This is a genomic window from Mesorhizobium sp. M0145 (assembly GCF_040322355.1).
In the GTDB taxonomy this organism is placed as follows: Bacteria; Pseudomonadota; Alphaproteobacteria; order Rhizobiales; family Rhizobiaceae; genus Mesorhizobium.
This window is the reverse complement of record NZ_JAMYTK010000004.1, coordinates 281,080-303,986: the sequence shown is the minus strand read 5'-3', so window position 1 is coordinate 303,986 and position 22,907 is coordinate 281,080. Positions and strand designations below refer to the sequence as shown.

Annotated in this window: 19 protein-coding genes and 2 pseudogenes; 13 read left to right on the top strand and 8 right to left on the bottom strand. The window is 64.1% G+C overall.

Going from position 1 to position 22,907, the window contains the following annotated elements; all coding sequences use genetic code 11:
• Window positions 1-65: 65 nt before the first annotated feature.
• The 5 genes and pseudogenes from NKJ28_RS10470 (at window position 66) to NKJ28_RS10450 (ending at window position 7,233) form a co-directional block, all read left to right on the top strand.
• Window positions 66-671, top strand: coding sequence for a TetR/AcrR family transcriptional regulator (locus NKJ28_RS10470; RefSeq protein WP_352635377.1), 606 nt, complete (start codon window positions 66-68; stop codon window positions 669-671).
• A gap of 211 nt (window positions 672-882) precedes the next feature.
• The gene (locus tag NKJ28_RS10465; protein ID WP_352635427.1) at window positions 883-2,658 is read left to right on the top strand and encodes a tetratricopeptide repeat protein; all 1,776 of its coding nucleotides are present in this window, start codon (window positions 883-885) and stop codon (window positions 2,656-2,658) included.
• A 327-nt stretch (window positions 2,659-2,985) separates the two neighbouring features.
• Window positions 2,986-3,699, top strand: a pseudogene (locus tag NKJ28_RS10460) (glycine--tRNA ligase subunit alpha); the annotation flags it as partial.
• A gap of 147 nt (window positions 3,700-3,846) precedes the next feature.
• Window positions 3,847-4,029: pseudogene (locus NKJ28_RS10455) on the top strand (glycine--tRNA ligase subunit alpha); the annotation flags it as partial.
• Between the two features lie 447 nt (window positions 4,030-4,476).
• Window positions 4,477-7,233 carry a glycine--tRNA ligase subunit beta gene (locus NKJ28_RS10450; protein ID WP_352635375.1) on the top strand — a complete coding sequence of 919 codons (2,757 nt, stop codon included), beginning with the start codon at window positions 4,477-4,479 and terminating at the stop codon, window positions 7,231-7,233.
• 56 nt (window positions 7,234-7,289) lie between these two features.
• Here NKJ28_RS10450 and NKJ28_RS10445 read toward each other — a convergent pair whose 3' ends face one another.
• Window positions 7,290-7,721, bottom strand: a complete 432-nt coding sequence (locus NKJ28_RS10445) for a hypothetical protein (RefSeq protein ID WP_352635373.1) — start codon at window positions 7,719-7,721, stop codon at window positions 7,290-7,292.
• Between the two features lie 158 nt (window positions 7,722-7,879).
• Here NKJ28_RS10445 and NKJ28_RS10440 point away from each other — a divergent pair, with 158 nt between their 5' ends.
• The 3 genes from NKJ28_RS10440 (at window position 7,880) to NKJ28_RS10430 (ending at window position 11,062) form a co-directional block, all read left to right on the top strand.
• On the top strand, window positions 7,880-8,860 hold the full coding sequence (locus NKJ28_RS10440) for an L-threonylcarbamoyladenylate synthase (RefSeq protein WP_352635371.1): 981 nt from the start codon (window positions 7,880-7,882) through the stop codon (window positions 8,858-8,860).
• Between the two features lie 18 nt (window positions 8,861-8,878).
• Window positions 8,879-10,309: an FAD-binding oxidoreductase gene (locus NKJ28_RS10435; protein ID WP_352635369.1), complete on the top strand. Its 1,431-nt coding sequence runs from the start codon at window positions 8,879-8,881 to the stop codon at window positions 10,307-10,309.
• Between the two features lie 186 nt (window positions 10,310-10,495).
• Window positions 10,496-11,062 carry a DUF6101 family protein gene (locus tag NKJ28_RS10430; protein ID WP_023674094.1) on the top strand — a complete coding sequence of 189 codons (567 nt, stop codon included), beginning with the start codon at window positions 10,496-10,498 and terminating at the stop codon, window positions 11,060-11,062.
• A gap of 173 nt (window positions 11,063-11,235) precedes the next feature.
• Here the strand turns inward: NKJ28_RS10430 and ubiA are convergent, their stop codons facing one another.
• Window positions 11,236-12,219 (bottom strand): 4-hydroxybenzoate octaprenyltransferase, encoded by a 984-nt coding sequence (gene ubiA, locus NKJ28_RS10425; RefSeq protein WP_352635425.1) that lies wholly within the window; start codon window positions 12,217-12,219, stop codon window positions 11,236-11,238.
• Between the two features lie 156 nt (window positions 12,220-12,375).
• Between ubiA and purD the strand changes: the two genes are divergently transcribed.
• A complete protein-coding gene (gene purD, locus NKJ28_RS10420; RefSeq protein WP_352635367.1) occupies window positions 12,376-13,653 on the top strand; it encodes a phosphoribosylamine--glycine ligase in 1,278 nt (425 codons plus the stop codon).
• Window positions 13,654-13,674: 21 nt separating this feature from the next.
• Here the strand turns inward: purD and NKJ28_RS10415 are convergent, their stop codons facing one another.
• From NKJ28_RS10415 to NKJ28_RS10405, 3 genes are all read right to left on the bottom strand, one after another.
• Window positions 13,675-14,832, bottom strand: a complete 1,158-nt coding sequence (locus NKJ28_RS10415) for a glycoside hydrolase family 25 protein (RefSeq protein WP_502902172.1) — start codon at window positions 14,830-14,832, stop codon at window positions 13,675-13,677.
• 138 nt (window positions 14,833-14,970) lie between these two features.
• Window positions 14,971-15,474: a GNAT family N-acetyltransferase gene (locus tag NKJ28_RS10410; RefSeq protein ID WP_352635365.1), complete on the bottom strand. Its 504-nt coding sequence runs from the start codon at window positions 15,472-15,474 to the stop codon at window positions 14,971-14,973.
• On the bottom strand, window positions 15,471-15,851 hold the full coding sequence (locus NKJ28_RS10405; RefSeq protein WP_352635363.1) for a type II toxin-antitoxin system TacA family antitoxin: 381 nt from the start codon (window positions 15,849-15,851) through the stop codon (window positions 15,471-15,473). Before NKJ28_RS10405 ends, NKJ28_RS10410 begins: the two co-directional genes overlap by 4 nt.
• 159 nt (window positions 15,852-16,010) lie before the next feature.
• On the opposite strand from NKJ28_RS10405, the gene NKJ28_RS10400 reads away from it, so the two are divergent.
• Both NKJ28_RS10400 and NKJ28_RS10395 read left to right on the top strand, forming a co-directional pair.
• Complete coding sequence (locus tag NKJ28_RS10400; RefSeq protein ID WP_352635361.1) at window positions 16,011-17,774, top strand: acyl-CoA dehydrogenase family protein; 1,764 nt, start codon at window positions 16,011-16,013, stop codon at window positions 17,772-17,774.
• 53 nt (window positions 17,775-17,827) lie between these two features.
• On the top strand, window positions 17,828-18,580 hold the full coding sequence (locus NKJ28_RS10395) for a crotonase/enoyl-CoA hydratase family protein (RefSeq protein WP_352635359.1): 753 nt from the start codon (window positions 17,828-17,830) through the stop codon (window positions 18,578-18,580).
• 72 nt (window positions 18,581-18,652) lie between these two features.
• Here NKJ28_RS10395 and NKJ28_RS10390 read toward each other — a convergent pair whose 3' ends face one another.
• Entirely contained in the window at window positions 18,653-19,012 is a 360-nt protein-coding gene (locus NKJ28_RS10390) for a hypothetical protein (RefSeq protein WP_352635357.1), read from the bottom strand.
• 331 nt (window positions 19,013-19,343) lie between these two features.
• Window positions 19,344-19,961, bottom strand: a complete 618-nt coding sequence (gene pdxH / locus NKJ28_RS10385) for a pyridoxamine 5'-phosphate oxidase (protein WP_292663882.1) — start codon at window positions 19,959-19,961, stop codon at window positions 19,344-19,346.
• A gap of 39 nt (window positions 19,962-20,000) precedes the next feature.
• Here pdxH and NKJ28_RS10380 point away from each other — a divergent pair, with 39 nt between their 5' ends.
• On the top strand, window positions 20,001-20,462 hold the full coding sequence (locus NKJ28_RS10380) for an RT0821/Lpp0805 family surface protein (protein WP_352635355.1): 462 nt from the start codon (window positions 20,001-20,003) through the stop codon (window positions 20,460-20,462).
• A 100-nt stretch (window positions 20,463-20,562) separates the two neighbouring features.
• Complete coding sequence (locus tag NKJ28_RS10375) at window positions 20,563-21,492, top strand: DnaJ C-terminal domain-containing protein (protein WP_352578626.1); 930 nt, start codon at window positions 20,563-20,565, stop codon at window positions 21,490-21,492.
• A gap of 76 nt (window positions 21,493-21,568) precedes the next feature.
• Here NKJ28_RS10375 and NKJ28_RS10370 read toward each other — a convergent pair whose 3' ends face one another.
• Window positions 21,569-22,807, bottom strand: coding sequence for a YcaO-like family protein (locus NKJ28_RS10370; protein ID WP_023674104.1), 1,239 nt, complete (start codon window positions 22,805-22,807; stop codon window positions 21,569-21,571).
• Between the last annotated feature and the right edge of the window lie 100 nt (window positions 22,808-22,907).

The following is a 22,907-nucleotide window of genomic DNA, read 5'->3' as shown; positions in this document are numbered from 1 at the left end:
GAATTGAGATTTGCAATCCGAAGTCAAGCGGATTATTTGTTGATCGACAAAAATTGGAGACCGCCATGGCAGGCAGGCCAAGGCAATTCGACCGCGACCAGGCGCTGGAGAAAGCCCGCGACGCTTTCTGGAGGCGCGGCTACGAGGGCACTTCGATGGCCGATCTCGTATCGGCGCTTGGCCTCGCATCGGCGCGCATCTATGCCGCCTTCGGCTCGAAGGAGGATCTGTTTCGCGAAGCAGTGGCGCTTTACGAGGCCAATGAGGGCGGCTTCGCCACGCGCGCGCTGCAGGAAGAACCAAATGTCCGGCGCGTCATCGAGCGCATGCTTCGCGACGCCGTCGAAATCTATACGCGGCCCGGGCGGCCGCAGGGCTGCATGGTGGTGACGGCCGCGACCAATTGCGCCGTCGAAAACGACGCCGTGCTGCAATGGCTGGCGGAGCATCGGCTGGCGCGTACCGCGTCGATCGTCGAGCGATTGAAAAAGGCCGTGCGCGATGGCGAATTGAAGCCGGATACCGATGCCGAGACGCTGGGTGACTATTACGCCACGCTGATGCACGGCCTTTCGGTCCAGGCACGCGACGGCGTGCCGAAAAAGCGGCTGCACGATCTTGTCACCGTCGCCATGCAGGCGCTCGACGCAAGCCTTTCGCAAGCGCCCTGAGTTTTCAGGGCCGTGACGCCGGTTTCCCATTGCCGGAGTGTCGCAATGCGGTCGTGCGACCTCTTTCGGCATGGTTTATTAATTGCTTGACCCGATTGTGAATTCGGGCCGGGTTGAAGCACGACCCCAAAAAGGCCATGCTTTACCTGTAAAGATCGAGTCTACGGCGATCCCGCTGACGCGGAGATGGCGTTTGGCTGAAAGGGATATGATGCGGCAAGGATATGCGCGCTGGCTGACGGGGCTGGCAATCGCGACGGGCATGGCGATTTCGGCTTTGCCGGCGCATGCCAAACAGACCGCCGAGCCGGTCAGGATCACATCCTTCTCGGGGGCCTATCTCGCCGCCAGGATTGCCGACGGCGACAACGACCTCGACAGCGCCATTTCCTATTACAAGCAGGCGCTTGCGTTCGATCCGAACGATACGGGACTGCAGCAGAGTCTGATGCTGTCGCTGATCGCGCAGGGGCGCTTCGACGAATCCCTGGTCTATGCCGACAAGCTCAAGGCGGTTCCCGATGTCGAGCGCTTCTCGCGCCTGGCGCTGGCCATCGATTCCTTCCACAAGAAGGATTTCTCCAAGGCCGAATACTGGCTCAAGCTGTCGCTCGAATCCGATCTCGACCGGCTGATCTCCGGCGTCATGACCGGCTGGGCCAAGCAGGGTGCGGGAGACGCCGGCGAGGCCATGGCTTCCATCGACAAGCTGCAGGGCCCCGACTGGTTCAGCCTGTTCAAGTCCTTCCACCGCGCCTTGATTGCCGACGCCTCCGGCCTGCCCGACAGGGCGGATGCGCTCTACACCGCCACCGTGCAGGACACGGCGGCAGGCGGTGCGGCCCCCGAAACATGGATGCGCAACGCGCAGGCCTACGCCTCTTTCCTCGCCCGCAAAGGCGACAAGGCCAAGGCGCTGTCGGTGCTCGACAAGGCCGAGGCGTTCGCCCCCGGCAAGGTCGAGATTGCGGCCCTTCGCGACAAGATCAACAAGGGCGAAAAGATCGAGCCCTTCGTTGCCGGTCCGTCGGACGGCGCCTCGGAAATCCTGCTCGATCTCGCCACCGCGCTCAACCGCGGCGGCGGCGAGCCGTTCGTGCGGCTTTATCTGCAATATGCCCTGGCGCTGCGGCCCGACAACGACGCGGCGCTCGTTCAGCTTGCCGCCGTTGCCGAGCAGTTGAAAGATGGCGAGGGCGCCATCGCGCTCTATCGCCGCATTCCCGCTGGCTCGCCGCTGAAGGAGCTTTCGGACCTGCAGCTTGGCCTCAACCTTGCCGATCTCGACCGCAACGACGAGGCGATCACTCACCTCAAGGCCATCGTCGATGCGCATCCCGACGACATGCGCGCCTATCTGGCGCTCGGCGGCGTCTATTCCTCGAAGGAGGATTTCCGCTCCGCCGCCAATCTTTACGACAAGGCGGTCGAGGTGCTGAAGGCGCCGACCGCCGCCAACTGGAACATTTTCTACCAGCGCGGCATCGCCTATGAGCGACTGAAGGAATGGCCGAAGGCCGAGCCGAATTTCCGCAAGGCGCTGGAGCTCTACCCCGACCAGCCGCAGGTTCTGAACTATCTCGGCTATTCCTGGGTCGACAAGAGCATGAACCTCAAGGAAGGCCTCGCGATGATCCAGAAGGCCGTCGACCTGAGGCCGAGCGACGGCTACATCGTCGATTCGCTGGGCTGGGCCTATTACCGCCTTGGCCAGTTCGACGATGCGGTGCGCGAAATGGAACGCGCCGTTTCGTTGAAGCCGGAGGATCCGGTGCTCAACGATCACCTCGGCGACGTCTACTGGCGCGTCGGCCGCAAGCTGGAAGCCACCTTCCAGTGGAACCAGGCCCGCGACCTGAAGCCGGACCCGGACGTGCTTGCCGCCTTGCAGCAAAAGCTGATGAAAGGCCTGCCGCCGATCGAATCCAACACGGCGCAGGAAACCCCGAACGTAAAGCCCGTGCCGGCGCCCGCGCCGAAGGGGTGATCAATCGCTGCAGGTTTGCGCCGCCCCTCATCGCCCTGCCGGGCACTTCTCCCCGTATGGTGACGGGGAGAAGGACGCCTTCGCAAAGGATTTCGCCAATCTCCAGCGTTGCAGAATGAGTACCGAGGTCGCGGCCAGCCCCTTCTCTCCGTCACTATACGGGGAGAAGATGCCGGCAGGCAGATGAGGGGCGGCGCCGAGATCGATAACTGGTCTGAAGTGATTGCCCGAAGGGGTAACCTGTCGCCTTGACGCTCGGAGGTCGGGCATCTACGAGGTGCCGCATCCCCGCCGGAGGCCGCCGTGACCGTTGATATCCCTGCCCACATGCACCCCAGCCGCTCGTTCCAGGGGCTGATCCTGACGTTGCATAATTACTGGGCGGACTATGGCTGCGTCGTCCTCCAGCCTTACGACATGGAAGTCGGCGCCGGCACATTCCATCCGGCAACGACATTGCGCGCGCTCGGCCCAAAACGCTGGAACGCGGCCTATGTCCAGCCCTCGCGCCGCCCCAAGGACGGCCGCTATGGCGAGAACCCGAACCGGCTGCAGCACTATTACCAATACCAGGTGATCCTGAAGCCCAATCCACCCAATCTGCAGGAGCTTTACCTCGGCTCGCTGGCCGCGATCGGCATCGATCCGCTGCTGCATGACATCCGCTTCGTCGAGGACGACTGGGAAAGCCCGACGCTGGGCGCCTGGGGGCTGGGCTGGGAGTGCTGGTGCGACGGCATGGAGGTGTCGCAGTTCACCTATTTCCAGCAGGTCTGCGGCATCGAATGCGCACCGGTGGCGGGCGAGCTCACTTACGGGCTGGAACGGCTGGCCATGTATGTGCAGGGCGTCGACAATGTCTACGACCTCAACTTCAACGGCCGCGAAGGCGCCGACAAGGTGACCTATGGCGACGTCTTCCTGCAGGCCGAGCAGGAATATTCGCGCCACAATTTCGAATTTGCCAACACCGCGATGTTGCTGCGCCATTTCGAAGACGCCGAAGCCGAGTGCAAGGCGCTGCTCGAAGCCGGCGCGCCCATCTCCCCCCTTGAGGGGGAGACGCCCGCGAAGCGGGCAGAGGGGGGCGCCTCAGAAGGCACCGCAGGTCAGGCGTCGAGCACTGCACGAGCGACCCCTCCCGGCCAGACCTTGTCTGGCCACTCTCCCCTCAAGGGGGAGGGATATCACCGCATGGTCTTCCCGGCCTACGACCAGTGCATCAAGGCCAGCCACGTCTTCAATCTGCTCGACGCACGCGGCGTCATTTCGGTCACCGAGCGCCAGAGTTACATCTTGCGCGTTCGCAATCTGGCCAAGGCCTGCGGCGAGGCGTTTCTGCTGACGCAGGCGGGCGGAATGGCGGCTTAGCTCCAGGCGGTTTCGGCAGGGGCGCTGATTGGCAATGCGCCCTGGCCGCTTGCACCGGCTATTGTCCGCAACGCTTGTCTGACGCCGGGCATCGAGAACGTGCCATGCACCTGCGCTGTAAAACAGGCGCTGAGCGCGAGGATCTGCAGGAATGTCGATGCCGTTTTCATGCTCGTTCAGCCAATAGCTCTCTGCCTGAGCGTTGGTCGCTTCAGCGCTGCGTTCGGTTCAGGGAAATCTTTGATCCAAGGACGGGCGGACCGGCGCGTGTCCGACAGGCGGCTGAATTTTTTCGGAATTCGCTGTTGGACGCCTTGATCGTGCTGGCCCGATCTTGCTGGGAAGGGTGACAGCAGCCGACCGAGTTGCTATGCCCCGCTTACCTTCGCCTCGATGGGGGAGGACGCCGCGAAGCGGCGGCTGTTTCTTGTCGCGTGAGCTCTTTCAATGCCTGACCTGCTTCTAGAACTTCGTTCCGAGGAAATCCCCGCTCGCATGCAGCGCAAGGCGGCCGGCGACCTGAAAAAGCTGTTGACCGACGGTCTGGTCGACGCCGGGCTGATCTATGAGGCGGCGCGCGAATATTGGACGCCGCGCCGGTTGACGCTCGACATTCGCGGCCTGACCGCGCGCTCGAAGGACATCAGCGAGGAGATCAAGGGGCCCTCGACCAAGGCGCCCGAGCCGGCGGTGCAAGGTTTTCTGCGCAAGGCCGGCCTTGCCTCGATTGCCGAGGCGCATGTTCATTCCGATCCGAAGAAGGGCGACTTCTACGTCGCCCATATTTCCAGGCCGGGCAGGCCGGCGGAGCAGATCATCGCCGAGCTGGTGCCGGGCATCATCCGCAACTTCCCCTGGCCGAAATCGATGCGCTGGGGGCCGGCTTCGGCCAAGCCCGGCTCGCTGCGCTGGGTGCGGCCGCTGCAATCGATCCTGTGCACCTTCGGCCCAGAAACCGAGGAGCCGGTGGTCGTCGATTTCGAGATCGACGGCATCCGCTCCGGCAATGTCACCTACGGTCACCGTTTTCATGCGCCGGGCACCATCACGGTGCGCCGCTTCGACGATTATGTCGCCAAGCTGGAGGCGGCCAAGGTCGTGCTCGATGCCGACAGACGCAAAGAGATCATCCTTGCCGATGCCAGGAATCTCGCCTTCGCCAGCGGGCTCGATCTCGTCGAGGACGAGGGGCTGCTGGAGGAAGTGTCGGGCCTGGTCGAATGGCCTGTCGTGCTGATGGGCGAATTCGAGCAGGATTTTCTGGCCATTCCGGCCGAGGTGATCAGGCTCACCATCCGCGCCAACCAGAAGTGTTTTGTGACGACGCGCCAAATCTCCCCCCTCGAGGGGGAGATGTCGCCGCAGGCGACAGAGGGGGTCGCCTCGCGTGAAGCGCCAGCATCTCCTGTCCGCGATAGGGAGTCGCGTCAGGTCGTGCCGACCCCCTCTGGCCTACCGGCCATCTCCCCCTCAAGGGGGGAGATCAGCCAATCGCCGCTCTCCAATCGTTTCATCCTGACCGCCAACATCGAGGCCAAGGATGGCGGCAAGGAGATTGCCCATGGCAACGGCAAGGTGGTGCGTGCCCGCCTGTCCGACGCGCTCTATTTCTGGAAGACCGACCAGGGCGATCTGCCGGATCTCGACCAGCTCCAGGCATCAGCGCAAAAGTTCGGGCTTGATCTCAAAAAGCCGCTCGACCAGCGCATGGCCCGCCTCGACCACCTCAATGTAACGTTTCATGCCAAGCTCGGCACGCAAGGCGAGCGGGTGGAGCGGATTGCCAGGCTGGCCGAAGAACTGGCGCCAATCGTGGCGCAGTCGATCTCCCCCCTTGAGGGGGAGATGGCCGGCAGGCCAGAGGGGGTCGCTTCGCGTGAAGCGCCGGCGTCCTCTGTCCAAAATAGGAAGCCGCGTCAGGACGTGCCGACCCCCTCTGTCGCCTTCGGCGACATCTCCCCCTCGAGGGGGGAGATTACTGCGCTGGCGCGCCGCGCCGCCGTGCTCGCCAAGGCCGACCTCACCACCGAGGTGGTCGGCGAGTTCCCGGAACTGCAAGGCGCCATGGGCCGCAAATACGCGCTGCTGCAGGGCGAGCACCCCTCCGTCGCCGCCGCCATCGAGGAGCACTACAAGCCGCAGGGCCCGTCCGATCGCGTGCCGACCGATCCGGTGTCGGTGGCCGTGGCGCTTGCCGACAAGCTCGACACGCTGGTCGGGTTTTGGGCCATTGATGAAAAGCCGACCGGATCGAAAGATCCCTATGCGCTGCGGAGGGCGGCGCTGGGGGTGGTCAGGATTTTGGTCGAGAATGAGGTCCGATTGGAGATTGCTATGCAGTTCATCCGTTCAGGGCGTCATCTAATGGCGCAACTGCTTCAAAAGGAGGCCGGCAAAGCCGAGGCTCGGCTTGCACCCATGCGAGCAATGGAAGAACTGTCCGGAAAAGGCTTGTTGAGCCAACTGACCAGCCTATCCGAACGCGCCTCTCAACTGATGTTTAGCGACGCCGATGTACCGCCTCAGGATTGGGAGATTGATCGCGCCCGCGACCTCCTCGCCTTCTTCCACGATCGCCTAAAAGTCTATCTCCGCGACCAGGGCGCCCGGCACGACCTGATCGACGCCGTACTCGCGGCAGGTTCGCGCCCAATCTCCCCCCTAGAGGGGGAGATGTCGGCGAAGCCGACAGAGGGGGGCGCTGTCCCGCCGGCCTCTCGGCGCGAGGCACCCCCCTCTGCCCTGCCGGGCATCTCCCCCTCAAGGGGGGAGATTGGCCAGAACGACGATCTCCTGCAGATCGTCCGCCGCGTCGAAGCACTCGGCTCCTTCCTCGACACCGAGGACGGCAAGAACCTGCTTGCCGGCACCAAGCGCGCGGCCAACATCGTGGCTGCCGAGGAGAAGAAGGGGACAGCGATCGCAAGCAGCGTTGAGCCGGCTCTGTTCCGGGAGGACGCCGAAAAAACCTTGTTCGCGGCGGTGAATCAGGCTGAGAGGCAAGCCGGCGAAGCAATTCAAAACGAAGACTTTTCCGCCGCCATGCTGGCGCTTAGTGTGTTGCGCGAGCCGGTTGATTCATTCTTTGAGAAAGTCCTCGTAAACGATGAGGACCAGGCGGTGCGCGCCAATCGCCTGGCGTTGCTCGCCCGCATCCGCGCGGCGACTGACCGGGTCGCGGATTTCTCCAAGATAGCCGGCTGACATCCGCGAAAAAAAGCGCTCTCGCGCGGCCCTGGCTTCCGGCGCTGCTTCAGGCGCTATTTGGGCTGGTCGGGAGCTGCTAGCGGCGCAGGCTGCGGCGCTGCCGGCCCAGGGGTTTTGCTGGCGACCTTTGGGTCGGCTTTGCTGTCCGCGGCGGGCGCGGCAGCGGTGGCCGGCGCGGCTTTGGGCGCGGGCGTTGCAAAGGCATCGCCGACAATACCGCCGCGGATGATCATCGGGCTTCCGTCGAAGCCATGACTCGGCTGGCTCGGGATCGCCGCGACCTTTTCATCGGTGACGTTTTCATTGACGTCAGGCAACTTGTCGCCGAGCGCGACGATCGACGGTGTTTTCGCCCGTTCGAGCGCGCTGGCACTTACAACCGAAGGCGTCGCCGTTGTTTGCCCGAGAAAAACGAGCGACGAGGCCTGTGCCGTGCCGGCCATAAACGCCAGACCAAGCGCTCCAAGGATACGCATCGAAAGCATGATAATTCCCTTGCCCAACAAGACGGCACCGTAGCCGAGGGCAGTTGATGCCGGCTTGCGGGGAAACAGAGCATTTTAGTGATTTGCGATTGGCCTACGCCCGGACTTGCTCCGTCGGCGTCAGCGTATTAGGCACCCGCATCCGTGAGGTGACGACAGTGGCTGAAATTCGTGCCGTCGGCGAGGCGATGGAAAGGGCGTTGGCGCTGCTCGAGAGCGGCGATGTCGTCGCCATCCCGACCGAGACCGTCTATGGGCTGGCCGGCGACGCGACCAATGGCGTTGCCGTGGCTCGTATCTTCGAAGCCAAGGGCCGCCCTCGCTTCAACCCGCTGATCGCCCATATAGCCGACGCGGCGATGGCCGAGCGCATCGCGCTGTTCGACCCGCTGTCGGAAAGATTGGCGCAGGCATTCTGGCCGGGGCCGCTGACGCTGGTGCTGCCGCAACGGCCCGGCAACGGCATTCATCCGCTGGTCACCGCCGGCCTGGAAACGATCGCGCTGCGCATGCCGAAAGGCTTTGGCGGCGAGCTGATCGCCAGGTTCGGCCGTGCGCTGGCGGCGCCCAGCGCCAATTCCTCGGGCAGGATCAGCGCCACGACGGCCGAGGCCGTGGCCGCCGATCTCGGTCCCCGGATCAAGCTTGTGGTCGACGGCGGCGCGACGCCGGTCGGGCTGGAATCGACCATTGTCAAAGTCGAAGCTGGAAAGCTGCGGCTGCTGCGGCCGGGCGGCATTGCCGCCGAAGAGATCGAAGCAGTGGCCGGGACAAAGTTGCTGCGCGGCGCTTCGGGCATCGAGGCGCCCGGCATGCTCGCCTCGCACTATGCGCCGGGTGCGGCGGTGCGGCTCAATGCTGCGGAGGTCGCACCGGGCGAAGCCTTGCTGGCCTTCGGCCGCCGCCGTGCCGAAGGCTGGCGCGATGCAGCCGCCCTGCGCAACTTGTCGGAGACCGGCGACCTGCGCGAGGCGGCAAGCAATCTCTTCGCCCATCTGCAGGATCTCGATGGCAGCGGCGCCAAAACCATCGCCGTCGAGCCGATCCCGTTCGAAGGGCTGGGCGAGGCGATCAACGACCGGCTTTCGCGCGCCGCCGCCCCGCGTGACAAGATCGCCCCGCGTGACAAGATGGATTGAGCACCATAGTTTCGACCCATGAACGACATTTCCCCCGATCTCGACCCCGCCGTCGTCGCGCGCTTTGCGGCAATCGTCGGCGACAAATATGCGCTGCGCGACCAGCAGGACATCGCGCCTTACCTCACCGAGCGGCGCGGACTTTGGCACGGCAGGACGGCTTTGGTGCTGAGGCCGGGGAACGTCGAGGAGGTCAGCAGCATCATGCGGCTGGCGACCGAAACCGGCACGCCCATCGTGCCGCAAAGCGGCAACACCGGGCTGGTCGGCGCCCAGGTGCCGGACGCATCCGGCCGCGAGATCGTGCTGTCGCTGTCGCGGCTGAACCGCATCCGCGAAATCGATACGCTGTCCAACACGGTCACGGTCGAAACCGGCGTCATCCTGCAGACGCTGCAGGAAGCGGCCGATGCCGCCGACCGGCTGTTTCCGCTGTCGCTTGCCGCGCAAGGCTCCTGCCAGATCGGCGGCAATCTCTCGTCCAACGCCGGCGGCACCGGCGTGCTTGCCTACGGCAATGCGCGCGAGCTCTGCCTCGGCGTCGAAGTGGTGCTGCCGACCGGTGAAGTGTTCGACGATCTGCGCAAGCTGAAAAAGGACAATACCGGCTACGATTTGAAGAACCTGTTCGTCGGCGCCGAGGGTACGCTCGGCATCATCACCGCCGCCGTGCTCAAGCTGTTCCCCAAGCCCAAGGGGCGCGAGGTGGCGTTTGCCGGCCTGTCATCGCCGGAGGCGGCACTGTCGCTGTTCAGCCTCGCGATGGACCGTGCAGGGGCAGCGCTCACCGCCTTCGAGCTGATTGGCCAGAGGCCCTACGACTTCACGCTTGCCCACGCGCAAGGCGTGGTGCGGCCGCTGGCCGGCGATTGGCCGTGGTATGTGCTGATGCAGATCTCGTCGGGCCGTTCGGCCGAGGATGCCAGGGCCCTGATCGAGGAGGTGCTGGAGGCAGGCCTCGAGCAAGGGATCGTCGGCGATGCGGTGATCGCGGCAAGCATGGCCCAGGGCGATGCGTTCTGGAATTTCCGCGAGGTACTGCCCGAGGCGCAGAAACCGGAAGGTGCCTCGATCAAGCACGACATCTCGGTGCCGGTGGCGTCAATCCCGCCCTTCATTGAAAAGGCCGCCGGCGCCGTGCAATCGGTCAGTCCCGGCGCGCGCGTCGTCTGCTTCGGCCACATGGGCGACGGCAACCTGCACTATAACATCTCCCGGCCGGTCGACGGCGATGACGAGGCGTTTCTCGGCCTTTACCACGTCATGAACAAGGCCGTGCACGACGTCGTGCGCGCGTTTCATGGCTCGATCTCGGCCGAGCACGGCATCGGCCAGTTGAAGCGGGACGAATTGATCGCGACGGCGCCGCCAATGGCGATCGAGCTGATGCGCAGGGTGAAGGCTGCCTTCGACCCGGCCGGTATCATGAATCCGGGTAAGGTTATCTGATCCTTTCGCCGGCCTGCGCCGGTTCGCATTCCGATAACCATCCGCCCCGGATCAGCAAAATTTAACCGACTTTCTTAAGCGCGAGGATAAGAAGCCCGCGCTAATGTTTCTCCACAAACGAGGCTGGGAAAACCGGCCCGGAGAACCGGAAACACCGGCTCTCAGGAGAAACAGGAAAGGCACGATATGAACACTGGACTGAAGCCAGTCTGGGCCGGGCGCAATATGCGCCTCGACCCATTCCGCCTGCCGCAAGTGGTGAGCTACGCCACGCGCGACGACTATGGCGACGTTACCTTCACCATCGACCAGCGCGGCGCGGTTATCCGCCGCACGCTGGAGATGAGCGGCGTGCCGGCGATCATCGCTCTGCCCGCCAACGCGTTTCGCGGCGTCGCCGCCCGCGCCATGGAGGATCCGGATGGCAATGTCACAGTGACGCTTGAGCTTCTGCACAACGACCCGATGCTGTCGGTGCCGCTGCTGGTGGCCGACGATCTCGACGATGTCGCCGCCGACTGGCGCGCCTGGGCCGATGCCTACCGCCTGCCGATGCTGCTGATCGAGGCCGACGGCATTGCCCGCACGCTGGAAGAATCGCTCGGCGCCGCCATCAAGGCGCTGCCGGCGCAGGACCGCCGGAAGGGCCGCGTCTCGACCATGCGCCGCCCGCGCTTCCTCGCCCGCCGCCGTGCCGGCGACCTCGGCCTCAGGCTGGTGATCGGCGGCGAGGAGCTTATTTCGCGGGAATAGGCCTGAGCGCCTCTTCCTTCTCCCCTTGTGGAAGAAGGTGGCCGAGCGAAGCTCGGTCGGATGAGGGGTGTTCCAGGGAACGCCGACGCCTCATTCCGTCCAACACCCCTCAACCGTTTTGGCGCTACGCGCCAATCCACCTTCTCCCACAGGGGGGAGAAGGGAACAGGCCGCTAAACCAGCGGCTTCAGCGTCACCCAAGCCGCGCCGCCGATCAGGCCGAGGAAGATCAGCCAGCCGACCTGGTTGTTCGATCTGAACAGCCTCAGGCACTGGTCCGGGTCGTCGATGTCGAGCACGGCGATCTGCCGCGCCATATGGGCGCCGGCGGCGATCAGCCCGGCGAGCGCCGGTACCGGTGCCTGTGCCGAGGCAAAGGCGATGGCGAAGCAGACCAGCGCTCCGCCATAAAGTCCGGTCAGCCAGGCCTTGGTGTTGTCGCCGAACAGGCGCGCCGTCGAGCGCACGCCGACGATGGCGTCGTCTTCCTTGTCCTGATGCGCATAGATCGTGTCGTAGCCGATCACCCACAGGATCGAGCCGATATAGAGCATGATTGGCGGCCCATCGAGATCGCCGAACTCGACCGCCCATCCCATGAGCGCACCCCAGGAAAAGGCAAGGCCAAGAACGAGTTGCGGCCAATTGGTGTACCGCTTCATGAACGGGTAGACGGCGACGATGACCAGTGAGCCGATGCCGAGCGAGATGGCGAAGCTGTTGAACTGCAAAAGTACGGCGAGGCCGCCCAGTGCCTGCAGGACAACAAACATCCAGGCCTGCCGGCGCGTGACCTTGCCGGCCGGCAGCGGCCGCGAGCGCGTGCGTTCCACCTGGTTGTCGATGTTCTCGTCGACCAAATCATTGTAGGTGCAGCCGACACCGCGCATGGCGAACGCGCCGAGAAAAAACAATAGCAGATGCCACGGCGACGGCAGCAGCGAGAGCAGCGGATCCGTCGGACGCGGATAGGCGCTCGCGGCAAGTGCAGCCGACCACCAGCATGGCCATAGCAGCAATTGCCAGCCGATCGGCCGGTCCCACCGGGCAAGCTGCGCATAGGGCCACACCCCCCGCGGCAGCGCGCGATAGACCCAGTGGCCGCTCGGCGCATCGGCGACGCGGCCCTGGGCCGCTTTCGACTGGACGGTTTCCATTTTGCTGGAGTGGCAGCAGAGGCGAATGCCGTCAAGCGTCAAGCAGCCCCCGCACGCTCGCCACGCGCAATCGGCGCTTCGGCAGCCAAATGTCTTGACCCGTCGCGCGCGGCGCAATAGCGCAGTCCTGGTCTTGGAATGACGAGGAATCTGGGCATGCGTGTTTTGCTGATCGGCTCCGGCGGACGAGAGCATGCGCTGGCCTGGAAGATCGCGGCGTCGCCGCTGCTGACCAAACTCTACGCGGCGCCCGGCAATCCGGGCATCGGCCACGAAGCCGAACTGGTGAGGGTCGATATTGCGGATCACGCAGCGGTGGTCCGGTTTTGCCGCGAGAATGAAATAGACCTCGTCGTGGTCGGGCCGGAAGGGCCGCTGGTCGCCGGCATTGCCAACGACCTGCGGGCCGAGGGCATCCGCGTCTTCGGCCCGTCAAAAGCGGCGGCACGGCTGGAAGGATCAAAGGGTTTCACCAAGGATCTCTGCGCCAGATACGGCATCCCGACCGCCGCCTATGGCCGCTTCGGCGATCTGGCTTCGGCCAAGGCCTATGTCGAGAAGACGGGTGCGCCGATCGTCATCAAGGCCGACGGCCTCGCTGCCGGCAAGGGCGTCACCGTCGCCATGACGCTTGACCAGGCGCTGGCCGCGCTCGAGGCCTGTTTCGACGGCTCCTTCGGCCAGGCCGGGGCGGAAGTGGTGGTCGAGGAGTTTCTCGTCGGTGAAGAAGCAAGTTTCTTCTGCCTGTGCGACGGCACCACCGCGCTGCCCTTCGGTACCGCGCAGGACCATAAGCGCCTCAGTGACGGCGACACCGGCCCGAACACCGGCGGCATGGGCGCCTATTCGCCGGCCCCGGTGATGACGCCGGAGATGATCGACCGCACCATGCGCGAGATCGTCGAGCCGACCATGCGCGGCATGGCTGAAACAGGCGCACCGTTTTCCGGCGTGCTGTTCGCCGGGCTGATGATCACTGACAGCGGGCCGAAGCTGATCGAATACAACACCCGTTTCGGCGACCCGGAATGCCAGGTGCTGATGATGCGGCTGAAGGACGATCTCCTGGTCCTGCTCAACGCAGCCGCTGACGGCCAGCTGGCGCATACTTCAGTGCGCTGGCGCGACGAGGCGGCGCTCACCGTGGTGATGGCAGCCAGGGGTTATCCCGGCACGCCGGAAAAGGGCTCGGTCATTCGCGGCGTCGAGGCGGCGGCAGGCGACGGCGTCGAGATCTTTCACGCCGGCACCGCCATCAACGGCGGCGCACTCGTCGCCAATGGCGGCCGCGTGCTCAACATCACGGCGACCGGCCGCACCGTCGGCGAGGCGCAGAAGAAGGCCTACGCCGCGCTCGACCGGATCGACTGGCCGCAAGGCTTTTGCCGCCGCGACATTGGCTGGCTGGCGGTGGCGCGCGAGCAGGCGAACTGATGCTTCGGGCGGCCTTCGGCCTCAGCGCAAGCCGTGGTCGAATTCAGTCGAGACGCTGCTGACCGCGTCGGCGGTGGAGACAAATCCTGGCACCGATGCCGCACGCTTTTCGTTTCGCGTCCAGGCGACATATTCGGCAATCCCGCGCGGAAGGCCCGGCGCCGCCTTCGCCGCAGGCATTTGAAAGCCGCTGCTGAACCTGGCCAGGCGCGCCCTGAATACCGCGACCATCTCCTCGAAGCTTGCTGGCGTCACGCTAGCGTAAGCGATGGTGCCGCCGGCGAGCCCGGCTTCGCGTGAGAGCGGCACCGGTATCGAGGTGAGATAATCCGGCTGCACGTCGATCAGGCCGCCGAACGGCCACTGCGCGCGCAATACCGTGGCGTTCATCGGCGCGACGCTGACGTCGATATCGTTGGGTGTGCCCGCGACCCTGTAAGGGCAGCGGAACCGGCCGCAATTTGCTCGCGCCGAAAACTGCCAGAGCGCATAACCCTGCCAGTTGCCCATCGGAAAATGCACGTCGATGTCGGGCTTGTAGCGCGCATACCACAGCGGCAGCCGCGACAGCAGCTGGTATTTGTATCTGTTGTCGGCGATGTGCCGGGCGGTCGTTCCATTGGTGTAGAGCACTGGAAAGCGGCCGAGCCGCCGATGCACCTGGCGGACGAATTCTTCGGCGTCGTCCAGCGACATCCACTGCGTCGGATCGTCGTCCTCGATGTCGAGGGCAAGCAGGTCGTCCGGCCCGAGTTCGGCGAACTCGATGAAATGATTGGCCTGGCCGACCGGGTTGCCGGGGCGGGCGAGGTGATAGGCGCCCCATTTCAAGCCAAGCGCCTTGGCCACAACCTTGCGCGTCTGGAACAACTCACGCGCCACCGCATGGCGCTTCCAAAGCGTCTTGCACAGCCGCACCTCGGTCTCGTCGCCGAAACAGAAATAGGGTGGCGGCATTCCGTCGGATGCCTTGTTGATGAAGCCGACAAGACGCTTGTCGGTGGCAAGCCTGGTCCAGTCGATGGAATTGTATTCGTAGGCGTCGACGACCAGCGCCCGGTCGGCATCCTTCCACGGTTCGGAGAAATCCGAGGCCTTTGCCGGCGTCAGCATCAGGGTCATCGCGGCCGCGACAAGGAGAAGCGCTGAGCGGACAAGGGGGCGCGCCGGCGTTTTCAAACAGCAGATCCTTGCTGGCCAAAGCCAAATCCTGAACCGCCATGGTTAAGGAAATGCTTCGGGTGCCGAAGGGGCGAGTTGGAGCGCTGGCGAAACGACCCTTGGTGCTCCTCAAGAGCAAGGCGATGGTTGCGATTATTAGCCAAATAGTTTCAACGCTGTTGCTATGGGCAGGAACAGTGATAGCGGGCGGCTCTGAAATGGGGTGAAGCCATGCTTGCGATAATACGCGACCGCCTGGTCATCCTTGGCATCGACAATCAACGCGAAGGCTGCTGGGGCAGCGCTAACGCTGCGTCGCAGCGCATCCACGATCAGCGCCGACCCGACCCGCCGCCGCTGGTATCGGGCATCGACGGCCAGCCTGCCGACCAATATCGCGGGCAGAACCGGGTAGCGTGGCAGATGTTTTGTCTGTTCGTCAGGCAAGGACGCGATCGGTATGCTCGACGCCGCCAAAGTGTAATATCCGGCGATCGCGCCGACATCGTGATCCACGGCAACGAAGCAGTTGCCGACTCGGCGTTTGACATCCTGGCTGGCTTGCTCCCGTATATAGCGGTCGAGCGCCGACACCCCGCAGCTGAACGCCTTGCGATCATGCGATCCGCCGAGCGGTTCGATGATGATGGTGAAATTCACCGGGATTCGACGACAAGCCGTTTGTGGGCGTCGGCGGCCTTGCGCAGTGCTTCATTGGGCTCGGGCGGATTGAGAATCGCCTCCATCATGGCGCGCTGATCCTCGACGGAAATACGCAGGATGGTGGTGTTCTCGATAGTACGCTGCGCCGCCTCTTGAGCGGCGGCGACCACGAAGTCGCTGACGCTGCGGCCCTGGATTTCGGCGGCACGTTTCACCACGTCCAGCATATCCGGCGAAATACGGGCTTCGAGACGGGCGGTGCGGGTCTGTTGGTTTGGCATTATCGTCATCCCTGATGCTGCCTTGTACGGGAAATAACCGTACAAAACAAGTGCGTCGTCCGGCTCGAAGTAATTTTGCATACGAGCCAGCAATTGCAAAATCCGCGTGACAAAGTTTGACGTTTACGTAAAAAGAAGATGGACAGGGAACTCCGAAAGCAGATGATTTTGCATCGGCACAGGTCTTAAGTAGACCTGCCAGACTGGGGAGGGCCAGACTGGGGAGGGCCGGGCTGAGGAGGAGCGAACGCCATGTATCGGGCACCGGTCGAGGAGATCGCCTTCACCCTGAAGCATGTCGCCGGCTTGAAGCCGGCGCTCGATGCAGGCAATTTTGGCGAACTCGGCGAGGACCTTGTCGACGCCATTCTGGCCGAGGCCGGCCGCTTCGCCAGCGAGGAGGTGGCGCCGCTCTACACGGTCGGCGACCAGCACGGCGCGGTGCTCAACGGCGCTGCCGTCACTACCCCGCCCGGCTGGAAGGAACTTTATCGCCGCTGGATCGGCGGCGGCTGGAATGCGCTGTCCGCGCCGGAAGCGTATGGCGGCCAGGCGCTGCCGGCCATGCTCGGCGTCGCCGCGCTCGAAATGTGGAACTCCGCCTCGATGGCGTTCGGCATCGCCCCGACGCTGACCATGGCCGCGGTCGAAGCACTCGACAAGCATGGCTCGAAGGCACTCAAGGTCAAATATCTGGAAAAACTGGTCTCCGGCGAATGGATGGGCACCATGAACCTGACCGAGCCGCAGGCAGGCTCGGACCTGAATGCCTTGCGAACCCGCGCCGAACCGGCCGGCGACGGCACCTACCGCATCTTCGGGCAAAAGATATTCATCACCTATGGCGAGCACGATTTCACCGACAACATCATCCATCTGGTGCTGGCGCGGCTGCCGGACGCGCCGGCCGGCACGCGCGGCCTGTCTTTGTTCCTGGTGCCGAAATTCCTCGTCGGAGACGATGGCGCGCTGGGCAGGCGCAACGACGTCTTCTGCTCCGGGCTGGAGCACAAACTGGGCATCCACGCTTCGCCGACCTGCACGATGATTTATGGCGATGGCTTCGAAGGCAGCAGGCCCGGCGCGATCGGCTGGCTGGTCGGCGAGGAGAACAAGGGCCTCGCCTGCATGTTCACCATGATGAACAATGCGCGCCTTGCCGTCGGCATGCAGGGCGTCGCGGTCGCCGAGGCGGCGACGCAGAAGGCGCTCGCGTATGCAAACGACCGCCGGCAAGGCAAAGCGGGAAGCTGCCGCGGTGCCGGCATGGCGCCGATCGTGCATCACCCCGACATCCAGCGCAGTCTTCTGACCATGAAGGCGCTGACCCAGATTGCCCGTGCCATCTGCTATTCCTGCGCCCACGCCATCGATCTCGCGTCACAGAGCGAAGATGCAAAGCACTGGCAGGAGCGCGCCAATCTGTTGACGCCGCTGGCCAAGGCCTTTTCGACCGATGTTGGCGTCGAGGTCGCCTCGCTTGGGCTGCAGGTGCATGGCGGCATGGGGTTCATCGAGGAGACAGGCGCCGCAGCACTTTATCGCGACGCGCGCATCGCGCCCATTTACGAAGGCACCAATGGCATCCAGGCGATCGATCTGGTGACACGCAAGCTGCCGCTCGGCGGCGGCCGGCATGTGCATGGCTACATCGCCGAGCTCAAGGCCGTCGCCGATGCGGTGCGAGCGTCGAACCTTGAAGGCTTCGGCCGCACCGCCGATCGCCTCGACCAGGCGCTCGACGAGCTCTCCCAGGCAACTCGTTTCCTGCAAGACCTGCAGCCCGAAGGCCGTTCGGACGAGGCTCTGGCCGGCGCCACACCTTATCTCAGGCTGATCTCGCTTGCCGCGGGCGGGGCCTATCTGGCGCGCGGCGCGCTTGCCGACCAAAACCGCATCGCGCTTTGCCGGTTCTTCGCCGAGAACCTGCTTGGCGAAGTGGGCGCGCTGAAGGAGCGCGTCGTCGGCGGCGCCGACAGCCTTGCCGTTGCCGGCAAGACGCTGATTTCAGCCTGACGTTCGCACGCGCCGAAATTCACAAAGGCCCGAAATTCACAAAGGACCAATCCGTGACAGACCACATCCTCGTCGAACGCCAGGGCGCCATCCAGATCATCCGCATCAACCGTCCGGACAAGAAGAACGCCCTGACCCGCGCCATGTACGCGACGATGTCGGCGGCTCTTGCCGGCGGCGACGCCGATCCGGCGATCCGCGTCAATGTCTTTCTCGGCGTGCCCGGTGCCTTCTCGTCCGGCAACGATCTTGCCGATTTCATGGTCGTCGCCTCGGGCGGCGAAAGCGGTACCGAAGTCTGGGATTTCCTGATGGCGCTGGCCAAGGTGGAAAAGCCGATGGTTTCCGGCGTCGACGGCATTGCGGTCGGTATCGGCACCACGCTCAACCTGCATTGCGACCTGACCTTCGCCACGCCGCGCACAATATTCCGGACGCCCTTCGTCGATCTCGGCCTTGTGCCGGAGGCCGGTTCGAGCCTGCTCGCGCCGCAGATCCTCGGCCGCCAAGGCGCCTTCGCGCTGCTTGGCCTCGGCGAGGGCTTTTCGGCCGAGAGGGCGAAGGGCGCCGGGCTGATCTACGAGGTGGTCGAGGAGGGGGAACTCGAAGCATCGGTATTGGCGGCGGCGGGCCAGATCGCCGCCAAGCCGCCGCAAGCGCTGAAGATCGCGCGCGACCTGATGCGCGGCTCGCGCGACGCCCTTGTCGAGCGCATCGGCCAGGAAAGCCAGCATTTCCGCGAGCGGCTCAAATCCGACGAGGCCCGAGCAGCCTTGACGGCCTTCATGACCAGGAAGAAGGCCTAGACCTTCTGGCCTTGTCTCGCATCGTGGACCCGCCGGCAGCAACCGGCGGGTTTTCTGGCCATGATCTCTTTGTCACATCGCCATTTTTTTACATTCGGCCTGGGCCTTTGCCGAAGACGTGTCGATCATGAATGTCTTGCCTTTGGCGTCGGTCATCAACATCATGCAATGCTTGATCGGTTTCGCCATTTTCATCATTTCGGCGCTCATCTTCGCGTCGGGCATCATGGTGCCCATATGCCCATCGGGCATGATCGCCATAACCTCCCCACCCTTCATCACCGTCATTGTCCCCATCGCATCCTCCGCAAAGGCCTGCGAAGCGAAAAGGCAGGCAAGACCGGCCATCGTGACCAACCTGAGTGAATGCATTGCTTCCTCCTGAATTTGCGCCAGCGGCGCGTTGAGCCCTTCCCTGGTTCGTTCCGGCAAGCTGGAACGTTTCACGCACACGAGATCGTGATAGTGGGAATTGGAAATCCGGCAGAAGCGGCCCGGCCTTGGCCGCCTTCATGACCAGGAAGAAGGGCTGAAAAAATGGGCGCCGGTGCGGAAGCTGCCGATCTCCCCCCTTGTGGGGGAGATGTCCGGCAGGACATAGGGGGCGCCGTAGAGCGCTACCCTTTGGTTCAGCCTGCGAGCCACTGAGAACGGGCGCAAGGGCGCGATTTCGATCAATTGACAGATTGGCGCGAAGCGCCCCCCTCTGCCCTGCCGGGCATCTCCCCCATAAGGGGGGAGATCGGCGCTCCACCGTCGTGCCCTACGGATAAAGCCTCACCTTGTCCCAACCGCCCTCGGCGTTGCGCGAAAACACGACACGGTCGTGTAGCCGGAACGGACGGTCGTGCCAGAACTCGATGGTCTGCGGCACGATGCGGAAGCCCGACCAGTGTTTTGGCCGCGGGATGTCGCCGATCGCATGGCGCGCCGTGTATTCGGCGACCGCTTTTTCCAGCGCGAAGCGGCTCTCCAGCGGCCGCGACTGTTTGGACGCCCAGGCGCCGATGCGGCTGCCGCGCGGACGCGTCGCGTAGTAGGCGTCGGCTTCGGCGTCGGTGACGATCTCCACCGGGCCGCGCGCCCGCACCTGCCGGCGCAGCGATTTCCAGTGGAAGCACATCGCCGCTTTCATGCTGCCAAGGATCTCACGGCCCTTGGCGCTCTCGAAGTTCGTGTAGAAGACAAAGCCGCCCTCGTCGAAGCCCTTGAGCAGCACCATACGCACATTCGGCATGCCTTCGGCATCAACGGTCGCTAGCGCCACGCTGTTGGGGTCGTTGATCTCGCTCTTCGTCGCGTCGTCGAGCCACGCCGCAAAGAGCCGGAACGGCTCCGCCGCCTCGGTAAAGTCACCGCTTGTTAACCCGGTTTCGCTCATAGTTTTCCCAAATTTGTCGCCGGCTGGGGAGATTGCCGATTGTCGCGTATCGCGCAAGCTTTTGACAGTGGGCAATGGAGCGTTATTGCTTCGGCCAGCGCCAAAGCCATGATCGTGATAATCGTCCTGCCGCTTGCCGCCTGTGGCGGCGGCGGCTTCAGCCTGGAGCAGGCGGAGGTCGACCGCTCGATACTGACCTCGAGCACGCCGGCCTCAGTCACGCCGCTCGATCAGGACCGCGCCTCCGACCAGGCCACGATCCGCAATGCCGTGTCCTCCGCCGACGTCGAGCAACTGGCCGGGCAGGCCGTTCCGTGGGCGAATGCCGACACCGGCTCGCGCGGCTCCATCACCGAGCTGGCGGAATTCAGGGCTAACGGCGAGACATGTCGTCGCTTCACCGCATCGCGCGAAAGCTTCGACGGCGTCGCGCTGTTCAAAGGCGAAATATGCCTGGCCGGCGGCAGCATCTGGCGCATACAGGACTTAAAGGCGCTCTGATTTTCCGCCGGCGACATGGTGGTAAGCCACTGGAATTCCTTCCTATGCGAGCGCATATAGGAGGCGATTATGGACTCACTCCTTCTCCAGGGCAGTAAGCATGCGCGACCCCTATGAGGTGCTGGGCGTTGCCAAGAACGCATCGGCCAAGGACATAAAATCCGCATACCGGAAGCTCGCCAAGAAGTATCATCCGGACCAGAATCCGGATGATCCCAAGGCGAAGGACCGTTTTGCCGCCGCCAACCAGGCTTACGAGATCGTCGGCGACGAGAAGAACCGGGCGGCATTCGATCGCGGCGAGATCGACGCCGATGGCAAACAGCGTTTCCAGGGTTTCGAAGGCGCGGCTGGCGGCGCCGATCCTTTCGCCGGTTTCCGCCGGCAGCAAGGGCCGGGCGGCGCGCATTTCGAATTCCGCACGGGCCGTCCCGGCGGCGATCCGTTCGACGGCAACAGCGACATCTTCAGCCAGATCTTCGGCGATGCTTTCACCCAGCAGCGCGGCGCCGGCACCGGCGGCCGCCGTCAGGCCCCGACCGCCGCCGATCTCAACGTGACGCTGGACGTCACCATCGAGGAAGCCGCCACCGCGGAGAAGGTGACGGCGATGTTCCCCGACGGCCGCAAGATGGCGGTCAAGTTGCCGGCCTATGTCGAGGACGGTCAGACCATCCGGTTGAAAGGCCAGGGTGAGCAAGGACCGGGGCAGCCGGGCGATGCGCTGGTTAAAATCCGTTTCCGCCGGCACCCGCGCTACCGCGTCGAGGGCCGCGACCTGCATGTCGACCTGCCGGTGGAACTGGCCGATGCGGTGCATGGCGCCAAGGTGGCGGTCGAGACTCCGACCGGCAGGATTGCGGTCAATGTTCCCCCTTGGTCGAGCTCGGACAAGGTTCTGCGGCTGAAGGGCAGGGGCCTACCGGAAAAGGCCGGCGGTCACGGCGATCTCTACGCGCATGTGCGGCTGATGCTGCCGGAAGGCGGCGACGCCGAGCTCGAGGCGCTGATGCGCCGTCGAAAGGCCTGACGGTCGAAAGGCCAGCGCTTAATGCCGTGTGTGTAAAGCGGGCACTCCGGGGTGGGCATGCCCGCGACCATCCGGATCACAATGGAAAGGGAACCTCGTTGATGGCCTGGGAAACTGATGGCTTCAAACCTAGGCGCACAGGAACATCATAGAGCCTGCCGCCGCCCAACCGGGGCTTGGTAGGACGAAGTCCAGGTACAAACACTCGTGCAACAGGCGATTCGGCGTTGTGCGTCAGGTTGACCGCGAAGATCTCAAGTTCCTGCTCGTGGCAGATGTCGAGGCAATAGTTCCAATCCAGTCGCAACTCGGCCGACGAGGCCTGAACTGCTGAATTGCCGGAAAGGTGAGGAAGGCGATGAATGTTCTCGTCCATGTGCCACCGATAGAGGTGCAGCGCGCCGGGGGTGAAGGCCGCCGTGCCGGACGTATCGGCGTTCCGTTTGAGCAGGGTAAGGTTCGCCTCACATTCTGCAAGTTCCCCCACCGCGCGCCGGGCCGCCTCCGACATGGATCGTCCGGCCGCGAATCCGAACGCAATCGCGTCACCGCCCACGTGATGAGAAATTGCAGCGACAATGGGGATGGGCAGGTCAAGCGTCAGGAGCAGAAGCCGCAATTCGCGGTTCTGCGTCAGCAGCCAATCGGCGTACTGGGACGCCAGTCCATCCGACAGCGAAGTCAGGTCTATCCGAGGCAGAACCAGCCGATTGTACCACCATATGGCTGTTGCATCGCGCTCCACGACTTCGCAGAAGCCGCGCACGACCGCGTCCTCTATGCTCGATCCCCTCGCAAGACCATTGGAGTCCGCCGGGGGCAGACCTGATGACTCATCGTTGGGATACCCGAGAAAGCACAATCCCGCAGGCACCCAGGCCTCGCTCGTGCTGAAGCGCGGATCGCTCCGGATCCAGTCCAGCGGCTGCGACCTGCGCCAGCGGATCGGGACCGCGCGGCTATCATCGACGTTTTTGTTCCAATGCAGCCGCTCGCAATACTGCGCATCACTGAAAAGTGTGAGTGCAGGCGGCTCGATCACGCGCCCGCGCAATTCGCCGGCGCGGGCGCGTGAGAGTCGCTCATGAGGGATCATCTGGGCGAAATAGGTTTCATCGGCCTCATACCCGCAGGCGGTTGCCGCCTCCTGGGTGGTGTTGCCCCACCCTGACACAAAACGAGAAGGTCTGGCCCCTCGGACGGGGCCGACCGCGACCGTGATCGGGCATCTGAGCGTGGGATCGGTGATCACGATGGGGCCGTAAACCAGGCTTGACCCGCCGGCCCCTGCCTCGGACGCCCGCCGCTCCGGCATTATGGACCCTTCACCCAAGCACGGCCCTCACATGTTCAATCCTCTACAGTATCGGCACCAATTGCTCATTCGCACGCTGACACGCACTGGAGTATGATGC